The organism is Micrococcus sp. HMSC31B01, assembly GCF_001816085.1.
In the GTDB taxonomy this organism is placed as follows: Bacteria; Actinomycetota; Actinomycetes; order Actinomycetales; family Micrococcaceae; genus Micrococcus; species Micrococcus luteus.
In genome coordinates this window covers 1-11,767 of the sequence record NZ_KV825009.1, presented here as the reverse complement: position 1 = coordinate 11,767, position 11,767 = coordinate 1, and the positions used below count along the sequence as shown (strand labels likewise).

At 71.0% G+C, this 11,767-nt stretch carries 14 protein-coding genes; 2 read left to right on the top strand and 12 right to left on the bottom strand.

Features of this window, described 5'->3' with window-relative positions:
• On the top strand, window positions 1-1,194 hold a 1,194-nt coding region (locus HMPREF3105_RS03385), incomplete at its 5' end, for an AI-2E family transporter (protein WP_246830326.1).
• Window positions 1,195-1,228: 34 nt separating this feature from the next.
• On the opposite strand, the gene HMPREF3105_RS03380 is transcribed toward HMPREF3105_RS03385, so the two are convergent.
• The gene (locus tag HMPREF3105_RS03380; protein WP_036313038.1) at window positions 1,229-1,588 is read right to left on the bottom strand and encodes a hypothetical protein; all 360 of its coding nucleotides are present in this window, start codon (window positions 1,586-1,588) and stop codon (window positions 1,229-1,231) included.
• Window positions 1,589-1,640: 52 nt separating this feature from the next.
• Here HMPREF3105_RS03380 and nucS point away from each other — a divergent pair, with 52 nt between their 5' ends.
• The gene (nucS, locus tag HMPREF3105_RS03375; RefSeq protein WP_002857250.1) at window positions 1,641-2,336 is read left to right on the top strand and encodes an endonuclease NucS; all 696 of its coding nucleotides are present in this window, start codon (window positions 1,641-1,643) and stop codon (window positions 2,334-2,336) included.
• Between the two features lie 14 nt (window positions 2,337-2,350).
• Here the strand turns inward: nucS and HMPREF3105_RS03370 are convergent, their stop codons facing one another.
• The 11 genes from HMPREF3105_RS03370 to HMPREF3105_RS03320 form a co-directional block, all read right to left on the bottom strand.
• Window positions 2,351-2,740: a DUF2550 family protein gene (locus HMPREF3105_RS03370; RefSeq protein WP_223247525.1), complete on the bottom strand. Its 390-nt coding sequence runs from the start codon at window positions 2,738-2,740 to the stop codon at window positions 2,351-2,353.
• Window positions 2,741-2,774: 34 nt separating this feature from the next.
• Entirely contained in the window at window positions 2,775-3,050 is a 276-nt protein-coding gene (locus HMPREF3105_RS03365) for a F0F1 ATP synthase subunit epsilon (protein WP_036313044.1), read from the bottom strand.
• Between the two features lie 6 nt (window positions 3,051-3,056).
• The gene (atpD, locus tag HMPREF3105_RS03360) at window positions 3,057-4,514 is read right to left on the bottom strand and encodes a F0F1 ATP synthase subunit beta (protein ID WP_070708778.1); all 1,458 of its coding nucleotides are present in this window, start codon (window positions 4,512-4,514) and stop codon (window positions 3,057-3,059) included.
• A gap of 53 nt (window positions 4,515-4,567) precedes the next feature.
• On the bottom strand, window positions 4,568-5,461 hold the full coding sequence (locus tag HMPREF3105_RS03355) for a F0F1 ATP synthase subunit gamma (RefSeq protein WP_044659203.1): 894 nt from the start codon (window positions 5,459-5,461) through the stop codon (window positions 4,568-4,570).
• 83 nt (window positions 5,462-5,544) lie between these two features.
• Window positions 5,545-7,179, bottom strand: a complete 1,635-nt coding sequence (gene atpA, locus HMPREF3105_RS03350; protein WP_036334989.1) for a F0F1 ATP synthase subunit alpha — start codon at window positions 7,177-7,179, stop codon at window positions 5,545-5,547.
• Window positions 7,180-7,269: 90 nt separating this feature from the next.
• The gene (locus tag HMPREF3105_RS03345; protein ID WP_070708777.1) at window positions 7,270-8,085 is read right to left on the bottom strand and encodes a F0F1 ATP synthase subunit delta; all 816 of its coding nucleotides are present in this window, start codon (window positions 8,083-8,085) and stop codon (window positions 7,270-7,272) included.
• Entirely contained in the window at window positions 8,082-8,636 is a 555-nt protein-coding gene (locus tag HMPREF3105_RS03340) for a F0F1 ATP synthase subunit B (RefSeq protein WP_070708776.1), read from the bottom strand. The genes HMPREF3105_RS03345 and HMPREF3105_RS03340 overlap by 4 nt, the downstream gene beginning before the upstream one ends.
• 84 nt (window positions 8,637-8,720) lie before the next feature.
• A complete protein-coding gene (locus HMPREF3105_RS03335) occupies window positions 8,721-8,936 on the bottom strand; it encodes an ATP synthase subunit C (RefSeq protein WP_002857264.1) in 216 nt (71 codons plus the stop codon).
• A gap of 150 nt (window positions 8,937-9,086) precedes the next feature.
• A complete protein-coding gene (gene atpB / locus HMPREF3105_RS03330; RefSeq protein ID WP_002857266.1) occupies window positions 9,087-9,887 on the bottom strand; it encodes a F0F1 ATP synthase subunit A in 801 nt (266 codons plus the stop codon).
• 231 nt (window positions 9,888-10,118) lie between these two features.
• Window positions 10,119-10,553 (bottom strand): hypothetical protein, encoded by a 435-nt coding sequence (locus HMPREF3105_RS03325; protein ID WP_036313059.1) that lies wholly within the window; start codon window positions 10,551-10,553, stop codon window positions 10,119-10,121.
• Entirely contained in the window at window positions 10,550-11,689 is a 1,140-nt protein-coding gene (locus HMPREF3105_RS03320) for an MraY family glycosyltransferase (protein WP_049147157.1), read from the bottom strand. The genes HMPREF3105_RS03325 and HMPREF3105_RS03320 overlap by 4 nt, the downstream gene beginning before the upstream one ends.
• Between the last annotated feature and the right edge of the window lie 78 nt (window positions 11,690-11,767).

Here is an 11,767-nt window from a genome sequence, read left to right as displayed (position 1 = left end):
GCCGCGCCGCCGTCGCACGGGCCGACGCCCGCCGGGCGTCGTCGACTGCCCCGCCTGGGCTCCGTCCTGCGGCGGCGCCGACCCTTCCTCGAGGAGGACCGGGTGGACCCCGAGTCGGTCCCCGTCGACGGCGCCGAGGATCCGGCGGTCGCGGCCGTGGCTCTCGAGTCCCCCGTGCTGACCGGCTTCCTGCTCGCGGTGGGCGTGGCCCTGGCCATCGGCGTCGTCTCGGTGCTGCGCACGAACGGACAGCTCATCGTGTGGATCGCCGCGGCCCTGTTCATCGCCCTGGGCCTGGATCCGCTGGTGCGCCGGGTCGAGTCCTGGGGCGCGCCCCGGTGGGTCGGCGTGCTCACGGCCGCGCTCGGCCTGGCCGCCGTGGCCGGGGCGTTCGTCGCCCTCCTGGTCCCCACGGTGATCGAGCAGTCCACGCAGCTGGTCCAGGACCTGCCGGCCATCATCGACGGGGTGATGACCGCCGAGTGGTTCGTGCAGCTCGACGAGGAGTTCCACCTCCAGGAGGCCGTTCGCGCCCAGACCGAGCGCCTCGCCGCCGACGGCGTCGCCGTCACCGACCTGTTCGGCGGGCTCCTCGGCTTCGGCCAGACCGTGCTGAACGCCGTCTTCTCGGTGCTCGTGGTGGTCGTGCTGACGCTGTACTTCCTCTCCTCCCTGCCGCACATGAAGTACTGGGCCTACCGGCTCGCACCGCGTTCGCGCCGGCCCCGGATCGAGGCGCTGTCCGAGCAGATCACCTCCTCGGTCGGCCACTACGTGATGGGCCAGTCCTTCGTGGCCGCCCTCAACGGCGCGGTGGCGTTCACGGCGCTGGCCATCGCCGGCGCCCCCTTCGCCGTCCTGCTCGCCGCGATCGCCGCCTTCATGGCGTTCATCCCGCTGGTGGGCGCCGCGATCGGCGGCACGCTGCTGACCCTCGTGAGCCTGCTGACCTCGTGGCAGACCGCCGCCGTGTTCGCGGCCATCTACTTCGTCTACCTGCAGATCGAGGCCTACGTCATCTCGCCACGCGTCATGGCACGCGCGGTGTCCGTGCCGGCGGCCGTGGCCGTGATCGCGGTGATCGCCGGAGGCGCGCTGCTCGGCGTCCTCGGCGCCCTCATGGCGATCCCGCTCGCCGCCGCGCTGCTGCTGCTGGTCCGCGAGGTCTTCATCCCCCGCCAGGACGCCCGGTAGGCCCACGACGGCGGCGCGGCCCGGACCGTCGCGGTCAGCGGCCCGGGCGGGTGCGCCAGCACACCGGGTGCCAGTGCCGCCGGTCCGCCCCCGCGTCCTCGTCCCCCATGATCCAGTCCGCGCGCCAGGCCACGAGGTGCGCCTGGCCCTGCCGGATCACCCGACCGCAGCCAGGGCACATGTAGTCCTTCACCGCGCGCCACGCGGGGATCTGCCGGACGTGCCATCCGCCGTCGGACCCGGACTGGCGCGAGTAGCCCGCGTCCAGGCCGAGGAGCTCCTCGAGCGGGTCGGACCGCCCCGGCGACGGCCGGGACCGCCGGGAGACGCCGGAGGCCCCGCGCTCGCTCCGCCGAGGCGCGGACGAGCGGCGGGGACGGTTCGAACGGGGCATGTCCCCATGCTGACACACGAGCGGGTGGGCACGGTCCGCCTAGGATGGACCGGTGCGACTCGTCATTGCCCGCTGCTCCGTGACCTATGAGGGCCGCCTGAACGCCCACCTGCCCACCGCCACCCGCCTGCTCATGGTGAAGGCGGACGGCTCGGTGCTGGTGCACTCCGACGGCGGTTCCTACAAGCCCCTCAACTGGATGTCGCCGCCCGCGACCCTGCACGTGGAGGAGCCCTCCCCCGATCAGGCCGACCAGGGGGTGACGCAGGTCTGGCGCGTACAGGCCAAGAAGTCCGACGACCGACTCATCGTGCTCATCGAGGAGGTCCTGGCGGACGACTCCCACGAGCTCGGCGTGGACCCCGGCCTCGTCAAGGACGGCGTGGAGGCGGATCTGCAGCGTCTGCTGGCCGAGCAGATCAGCCTGCTCGGCGACGGCCACACCCTCGTGCGCCGCGAGTACATGACGGCGATCGGCCCCGTCGACATCCTGGCCCGCGACGCCGACGGCGGCACCGTGGCGGTCGAGCTCAAGCGCCGCGGGGACATCGACGGGGTCGAGCAGCTCACCCGCTACCTCGAGCTGATGAACCGGGACCCGCTCCTGGCGCCCGTGCGCGGCGTGTTCGCGGCCCAGCAGATCAAGCCCCAGGCCCGCACCCTCGCCGAGGACCGCGGCATCCGCTGCGTCACCCTCGACTACGACGCGATGCGCGGCGTGGACGACGCCGAGTCCCGCCTGTTCTGAGGCGCCGGGCGGGCTCAGCGACGCCAGAAGGACGACGCCGCGGACGGCCCCGCCTCGCTCCAGGCGCGCAGGGCGCCGGCGTCGTCGGGGTCGACGACGACGCGCACCGGACGTGCGCCGGCGCTCAGCTCCAGGACGGCCCGGCCGGCCTCGTCCGCCGGGAGGCGGTCGATCTGCAGGCGGCTCCGGTCCGCGCTCCAGCGCTCCCGCGAGAGGCGCCAGCCCCCGGTGAGGCGCAGGCGGGACTCGTCGTAGACGCCGATCACGCGCTCACGCCCCGGGCCCTCCCGCTCCAGGACCGCCGGGAAGGCGGCCGTGACACGGGCGAGGGCCCGGCGCCGCATCACCAGGGCGAGTGCCGACAGCACGATGACTGCCACCACGGTCGCCGAGGCGATGAGCACCGGGCCCTCCACCGTCAGGTCCTGCCGCGCCGCGTCAGGCCGCCGCGGCGTCGCCCAGCCGGGCGGACGTCGCGGCGATCACGACACGGTCGTGGTCCACGGAGAAGAAGCCGCCGCGGGCCTGCGCGGTCACGGTGCCGCCGTCCGTGGTCCGCACCACGACCTCGCCGTCGCCGAGGACGGCCAGCATCGGGGTGTGGCCCGGGAGGATGCCGATCTCACCGTTGACGGTGCGCGCCGACACGGCCGACGCGGCGCCCGACCAGATGGACCGCTCCTCGGAGACGATCTCGACGTTGAGCTCAGCCATGATCGATCAGCCCTCGGCCTGGATCTTGGCCCACTCGCGCTCGACGTCGTCCAGGCCGCCCACGTTGTAGAAGGCCTGCTCCGCGACGTGGTCCAGGTCGCCGTCGGCGATGGCCTTGAAGCCCTCGACGGTGTCCTTGACCGGCACGGTGGAGCCCTCGACGCCGGTGAACTGCTTGGCGGTGTAGGTGTTCTGCGAGAGGAACTGCTCGATCTTGCGGGCGCGGCCCACGGTGATCTTGTCCTCCTCGGAGAGCTCGTCCACACCGAGGATCGCGATGATGTCCTGCAGCTCCTTGTTCTTCTGCAGGATCTGCTTCACGCGGATGGCCACGTCGTAGTGGTCCTGGCCCACGTACTGCGGGTCGAGAATGCGCGAGGTCGAGGCCAGCGGGTCCACGGCCGGGTACAGGCCACGGGACGCGAGGTCACGGGTCAGGTTGGTGGTCGCGTCCAGGTGCGCGAACACGTTGGCCGGGGCCGGGTCGGTGTAGTCGTCCGCGGGGACGTACACGGCCTGCATCGAGGTGATGGAGTGGCCGCGGGTCGAGGTGATGCGCTCCTGGAGCACACCCATCTCGTCCGCCAGGTTCGGCTGGTAGCCCACGGCGGAGGGCATGCGGCCCAGCAGCGTGGAGACCTCGGAACCGGCCTGCGAGAAGCGGAAGATGTTGTCGATGAACAGCAGCACGTCCTGGTTCTGCACATCGCGGAAGTACTCCGCCATGGTCAGCGCGGACAGGGCCACGCGCAGACGCGTGCCCGGCGGCTCGTCCATCTGGCCGAACACGAGGGCGGTGTCCTTGAGGACGTCCGCCTCCTCCATCTCGACCCAGAGGTCGTTGCCCTCACGGGTGCGCTCGCCGACGCCGGCGAACACGGAGGTGCCGCCGAAGTTGCGGGCCACACGGGTGATCATCTCCTGGATGAGCACGGTCTTGCCCACGCCGGCGCCGCCGAACAGGCCGATCTTGCCGCCCTTGATGTAGGGGGTCAGCAGGTCGATGACCTTGATGCCGGTCTCCAGCATCTCGGTGGAGCCCTCGAGGGACGCGAAGTTCGGGGCCGGGCGGTGGATCGGCCAGCGGTCCTCGGCCTGCAGCTGCGAGGTCGGCATGTCCAGGGTCTCGCCGAGCACGTTGAAGATGTGGCCCTTCACGGCGTCACCGACCGGCACCGAGATGGGGGCACCGGTGTCCACGACGTCGGTGCCGCGCACCAGGCCGTCGGTGGACTGCAGGGAGATGGCGCGGACCATGTTGTCGCCGAGGTGCTGGGCGACCTCGAAGGTGACCGTGCGGCGCTGGCCGTTGAGGTCGATCTCGGTGGTCAGCGCGTTGTAGATCTCCGGCATCGCGTTGGCCGGGAACTCGGCGTCGATCACGGGGCCGATGACGCGGGACACGCGTCCGGTGGCACCGCCGGTGGGGGTCCCGGTGCCCTGGTCAGTGATGGTGGCAGTCATCTCTCTCACTTCTATCGTGTGTGGATGGCGAGTCTGGTGAGTCCCGAACGGGCTCAGGAGTTGTTGAGCGCGTCCGCGCCCGCGATGAGCTCGGTGAGCTCCTGGGTGATCTCGGCCTGACGGGCGTTGTTCATCAGGAGGGTGTAGTCCTTGATGAGGCTCGTGGCGTTGTCGCCCGCCGACTTCATGGCGCGCTGACGGTTGGCGAGCTCCGAGGCCGCCGACTGCAGCATCGCGTTGAAGATGCGCGACTCGATGTACTTGGGCAGCAGCGCGTCGAGGACCTCCTCCGCGTCCGGCTCGTACTCGTAGAGCGGCAGCACGTCCTCGGCGGTGGCGGCCTCCTCCTCGACGACCTCGAGGGGCAGCAGGCGCACCACGTGGGGGTTCTGCTTCACGAGCGAGACGAACTCGGTGAACACGACGTGGATCTCGTCCACGCCGCCGTCCGCCGTGTCCGTGAGGAACGCGTCCACGAGCACCTCGCCGATCTCGGCGGCGCGCTCGGCGACGGGGGCGTCCGTCTGACCGGTCCACAGCTTCTTGTAGCCGCGGCCGCGGAAGTCGAAGTACGTCTGCGCCTTGCGGCCGACGACGTACACGTCCACGTCCTTGCCCTCCTCGCCGAGGCGGGAGAGGAGCTGCTCGGCCTTGCGCAGCACGTTCGCGGAGTACGCGCCGGCGAGGCCGCGGTCCGAGGACATGATGAGCACGGCCGCCCGGGTCGGGTTCTCGGGCTCCGTGGTGAGGACATGATCGATGTCGTGCTGGCTCGACACGGCCGAGACGGCGCGGGTGATCGCGTTCGCGTAGGGCAGCGACGCGCTGACGCGCTCACGTGCCTTGGTGATGCGAGACGTGGCGATCAGCTCCATCGCCTTGAAGATCTTCTTCATCGACGACGTCGACGCGATCTTCTGACGGTAGACCCGGATCTGGGCTCCCATGGTGGTCCTTTCCCTGGCGGGAGGGCGGCCCGGCGTCGTCCCCGTGGGGTCCGACGCCGGACCGCTCCCTCACCGACCGGCGGTCAGCGCTTCTGCTTGGTGATCTGCTCCTGCGCGACCTGGTCCTGCTCGATCGCGCGGTGCTCCTCGTGGCCGGCCTGCACGCCGCCGTCCTCGGAGGACTGGAAGCCCTTGGAGAACTCGGCGACGGCCGACTCGAGCGCGGACACGGTGCCGTCCTCGAGCTTGCCGGTGGAGGCGATGTCGGTCAGGACGGAGGTGTGGCGACGCAGGTGGTCGATGAACTCGCGCTCGAAGCGCAGCACGTCCTGCACCGGCACCTCGTCGAGGTGGCCCTTGGAGCCGGCCCAGATGGACACGACCTGCTCCTCGACCGGGTAGGGCGAGTACTGCGGCTGCTTGAGCAGCTCCATGAGGCGCTCACCGCGGGCGAGCTGGCGGCGGGTGGCCGGGTCCAGGTCCGAGGCGAACATGGAGAACGCCTGCTGGTCGCGGTACTGCGCCAGGTCCAGCTTCAACGTGCCGGAGACCTTCTTCATGGCCTTGACCTGGGCGGCGCCGCCCACGCGGGACACCGAGATGCCCACGTCCACGGCGGGACGCTGGTTGGCGTTGAACAGGTCCGACTGCAGGAAGATCTGGCCGTCGGTGATGGAGATGACGTTGGTCGGGATGTAGGCCGAGACGTCGTTCGCCTTGGTCTCGATGATCGGCAGGCCGGTCATCGAGCCCGCGCCCATCTCGTCCGAGAGCTTGGCGCAGCGCTCGAGGAGCCGGGAGTGCAGGTAGAAGACGTCGCCCGGGTAGGCCTCGCGGCCCGGCGGGCGGCGCAGCAGCAGGGAGACGGCACGGTAGGCCTCGGCCTGCTTCGACAGGTCGTCGAAGATGATCAGCACGTGCTTGCCGCCGTACATCCAGTGCTGGCCGATGGCCGAGCCGGCGTAGGGGGCGAGGTACTTGAAGCCGGCCGGGTCGGACGCCGGGGAGGCCACGATGGTGGTGTACTCCAGGGCGCCGTGCTCCTCCAGCGTGGCGCGGACGCCGGCGATGGTGGAGGCCTTCTGGCCCACGGCCACGTAGACGCAGCGGACCTGCTTCTCGACGTCGCCCGACTCCCAGTTGGCCTTCTGGTTGAGGATCGTGTCGACGGCGATCGCGGTCTTGCCGGTCTGGCGGTCACCGATGATCAGCTGACGCTGGCCACGGCCGATCGGGATCATGGCGTCGATGGCCTTCATGCCGGTCTGCAGCGGCTCGTGGACCGACTTGCGCTCGGTCACGGTCGGCGCCTGCAGCTCGAGGGCACGGCGGCCCTCGGCCTCGATCGGGCCCAGGTCGTCGATGGGCTGGCCCAGCGGGTCCACCACGCGGCCCAGGAAGGCGTCGCCCACCGGGACGGAGAGGATCTCGCCGGTGCGCTGCACCTCCATGCCCTCGCGGATCTCCTGGAACTCGCCGAGGACGACGACACCGATCTCGCGGGTGTCGAGGTTCTGGGCCAGGCCCTGGATGCCGTTCTCGAAGCGCAGCAGCTCGTTCGCCATGACGGAGGGCAGACCCTCCACACGAGCGATGCCGTCCGCCGCGGAGATGACACGGCCGACCTCGGTGCGATCGGTGCCCGACGGTTCGTACGATGCCGCGAAATCGTTCAAGGCATTGCGGACATCGTCAGCGTTGATGGTCAATTCGGCCATCTGCAGTCCCTGCTCTCTGTGCTTGGTGATCATCGACGTGACGATGATGCTTACGTTCGTGGGTGTTCCGGATGCGGGCGGGAGCCGGCGTCAGCCGGCCATCCGCCGCTGGAGGTCGTGGAGGCGCGAGGCCATGGACCCGTCGACGACGTCGTCGCCGACCTGGACGCGGACGCCGCCCACCACGTGGGGGTCCACCGTCACGTCCATGACGAGATCGCGGCCGAAGGCGCGGCGCAGGCCCAGGGCCAGCCGCTCCTGCTGCTCGGCCTCGAGCGGCCGGGCCACGGTCACCTCGGCGATCCACTGGCGCTGCCGCTCGGCGACGACGTCCGCGGCCTTGCGGATAGCGGCGGACGGCTTCAGGCCGCGCGGGGCCGAGACGGCGCGCTCGACCAGCAGTCGGCCGGCCGGACTGGCCGACGCGCCCAGGAGACGACCGGCCAGAGCGGCCCGTGCCTCGAGGGGTGCGTGCTGATCGGTGAGCGCCCGCTGCACCTCGTGCGAGTCCTCCACCGTGCGGTTGAAGGCCAACAGCTCGCCCAAGAGGGCGGCCAGGCCCGCGTGTCCGCCGCGTGCGGCCTCCGCGGCGGCCGCGTGCACAGCCACCGTCTCGAGGGCGTCCCCGAGATCGCGCTCCGCCGACCAGCGGCGGCCGGCCAGGTCCTTGAGGACCTGCAGTGCACCGGGGGTCACCCGGGCGCCGAACAGCGAGTCGACGAGGCCGTGACGGCGCTCGGTGGTCCAGGCGGGGTCGGTCAGGGCGCGGCGCAGGGCGCCGTGCTCGTCCACCACGTCCAGCGCGCCGAACAGCTCGCGTGCCAGGGCCACGCCGCCCTCGTCCAGCACCGGACCGACGGCCTCCAGGGAGGCGGCCAGGGAGTCCCTCGATGCGCCCGTCATCATTCGGCGACACCTGCGCTCTGGTGACGGTCCAGGTCAGCCAGGAAGCGGTCGACCACGCGCTGCGAGCGGGCGTCGTCCTCGAGGGACTCGCCCACGATCTTGCTGGCCAGGGTCGTGGCCAGCGAACCGACCTCGCCCTTGAGCTGCGCGGCGGCCTGCTGACGCTCGGCGGCGATCTGCGCCTGCGCCTGCTCGGAGATGCGCGTCGCCTCGGCGGTCGCGCGCTCGCGCGCCTCGGCCACGATCTCGGCGGCCTCGGTGCGGGCATCCTCGCGGATGCGGTTCGCCTCGGTGCGGGCGTCCGCCAGCTGCGACTCGTAGTCCGCCATCATCGCGTTCGCCTCGGCCTGGGCCTTCTCAGCCTTGGCCAGACCGCCCTCGATCGCCTCGACACGGTCCTGGTAGGACTTCTCGAGGGTCGGGACGATGAACTTGATGACGATGAACATGAGCAGGGCGAAGCCCACCACGACGACGAGGATCTCCCACGGGTTGGGGATCAGGGGGTTGGCCCCCTCAGCCGCCGCGAGGATCAGTCCGTTGCTGATCATGTTTCAACCATCCTTCGGTCAAGAGTCCTGTGGAGATGGAGCACCGACGGTCTCACCGTGCGGGCGCTCCGTGGACGCGGCGCGTCAGGCGCCGATGACGAAGGCGAAGACGAGGCCCAGGATGGCGAGGGCCTCGGCGAGCGCGAAGCCCAGGAGGGCGATCGGCTGCAGGATGCGCTGGGCCTCCGGCTGACGGGCGACGCCGTTGATGTAGGCGGCGAAGATCAGGCCCACGCCGATGGCGGAGCCGATGGCGGCGAGGCCGTAGCCGATCATGTTGAGCGAACCGTGCAGTTCCATGGTGTTCCTTTCACGAGGCCGAGGTGTCCGGCCGGGTTGTGGAGGGTCGGCCTCCCGGGTGGTCCTCCTGCGGAGGGCCGGGAAGACTGGTGGCGGGCTCTCCCGCCGTACCGCAGCCGCCTGGGTCGTGCCCGAGGCGGCCCCGGAAGATCAGTGGTCGTTCGCGTCGATCGCGCCCTGGATGTAGATCGCGGTCAGCAGCGTGAAGACGAAGGCCTGCAGGTACATGATCAGCAGCTCGAGGAAGTACAGGGCCACCGAGCCGAGGATGACCAGGATGCCGGTGCCCTGCAGGGCCAGGCTGCCGGTCTGCGTGATCAGGTAGGCGGCGCCGGCGCCGGCGAGCATCACGATCATGTGGCCGGAGAGCATGGTGGCCATCAGACGCAGGGAGTGGGTCAGCGGGCGCACGATGAAGTTGGAGATGATCTCCAGCGGCACGAGCAGCGGCAGGATCCAACCGGGCACACCGGAGGGCACGACGGCCAGCTTCAGGTAGCGCACGCCGTGGCGCTTGATGCCGACGCCGATCCAGATCGCGTAGACGATGAGGGCCAGGCCGTAGGCGGCGCCCGCGTGGGAGAAGGTCGGCAGCTGCAGCACCGGGATGGCGCCGAACAGGTTGTTCAGCAGCACGAAGAAGAAGATGGCGAAGAGCAGCGGGACCCACTGCTTGAAGTTCTTCTCGCCCAGGATGTCCTTCGCAATGTCGTTCCGGACGAAGGAGTAGCCGGACTCGGCGAGCCACTGGGCCTTGCCGGGCACGAGCCGGGGACGGCGCATGGCCCACGCGAAGAAGGCGGTGATGAGCACCACGGAGAGCAGGACGAGCAGCATCTGCTTGCCGAAGCCGGTGCCGTACTCCGCACCCCAGGGGAAGATCTCCGGGAGGTGACCATCAGAGATGGTGGGGGGCACGAATGATGCGTTGGCCAGCACGAGGGTCAGCACGCGGTTCCTCTCCGAAGTGATGCAGTCGACGGGACCGCAGCCTCGTCCCCGGACCACAGGCGGGCGCCGCGACATTGCGGGGGTACCGGTGCGATGCGAGACACGGATGGCGGCAGATGGGCGCCGTCGAAGTGTTCGCCGCCAACGATACCAAACGGTGACCCGTGCTCCGTACCGCAGAAGGGGCCCACGGCATGGCCCGCGGCTCCGTGTCTTCGCCCCTCGGGCGGGTCAGTCGGCGTAGATCCCGCGGCGGGTCCGGGCGAAGACGAGGACCTCCGCGGCCTGCCAGACGAGGATCGTCACGAGGGCGGCGATCGCCGCCGCGTCCGCCCGGACCCAGCCGGGGCGGGGCAGGACCCCCAGCAGCACCGCGAACACCGCGATCTTGAGCACGAACAGCCCCACGCTGACCGGCAGCGCCGCCTCGCGCGCCCGGTCCCAGACGAGTGCCGTCGTCACCCCGGTGAGCGCCGAGAGCGCAAGCACCGCGCCACCGCCCAGCAGGGCGCTCCCGGCTGCCTCCCCGCCGACGGAGAGCAGCCACGCGGCGCACGTGATCGCCAGGGCAACCCCCGCCGCGGCCAGGGACCACCCGAGGATCCCCCACCAGCCGCGGCGGTTCTCCCAGCGGCGCCGGCGTCGGCGACCTCCCGCCCCGGTCACGCGTCCCCCCGCTCGTCCGGGTGGGCCGCGGCGTCGTTCCGGACCGCGCGACGGCGCTCCACGATCGGATGCAGGGTGAGGTAGCCGGCTCCGGCCAGGGCCACGGCGAGCACGGGCAGGACGATCATGGGGTCCACGAAGTTCAGGGACACCGCACCCCATGCCACGAGGAACGCCCAGAGCCAGAGCAGCGCGACGGCCTGCGCCTGGGTGTAGCCGCCGTCCACGAGCTTGTGGTGCAGGTGCCCGCGGTCCGCCGAGAAGGGGCTGGTGCCCTTGGCCGTCCGTCGCAGCACGGCCAGGGCGAGGTCCGCGAGCGGCAGGGCGAGGACGGCTACGGGCAGCAGGATCGGCATGTAGGCGGGGACGTTGCGGAAGCGCATCCCGTCCAGGGCGTTGACGTCGGCGGTCACGGCGACCGCGGCCGCGGCCATCAGCAGGCCGATGAGCATGGCCCCCACCTCGCCCATGAAGATGCGGGCCGGGGCCAGGTTCCACGGCAGGAAGCCCACGCACGCGCCGACGAGCAGGGCCATGAGCAGGGTGGCGAGGTTGGCGTAGTCGAACTGGTTGATGGTCCGCGTCAGCAGATACGAGTAGACGAAGAAGGCCGAGCCGCCGATCAGCGCGACGCCCGCCGCCAGGCCGTCCAGGCCGTCCACGAAGTTGATCGCGTTCATCGTCAGCACCACGGCGAACACCGTGAGGATGACCTGCGTGGTCTCGTTCCCCACCGGGATCCAGCCCACCGGCATCGCCTCGATGCGGATCCCGCCCAGGGCCACCGCGAGTCCGGCCAGCACCTGGCCGGCCATCTTCACCCACCAGCGCAGGTCCCACATGTCGTCGGCGATGCCCACGACGAGCACGACGGCGACGGCGACCAGGAGCCCGCGCATCGCGGCGTCGTCCGCGTAGATCCCCTGGAGGAACGGCACGACTCCCCCGACGGCGAATCCCACCAACACGGCTGCGGCCATGGCCACGCCGCCCAGCTTCGGCACGGGGTGCCGGTGCACGTCCCGCTGGCGCAGCGGGGTGAACACGCGCGCGCGCAGCCCCAGCCGGCGCATGAGGGGCGTCAGGGCCCCGCAGGCGACGGCCGTGACCACGACCAGGACGAGATACGCGCGCATGGGGGCCGGTCAGGCCTCCGGGTCGGCGGGACGCGCCGCGGCGGCGTCGTCGGCGGCCGCGATCCGCTCGGCGGCGAC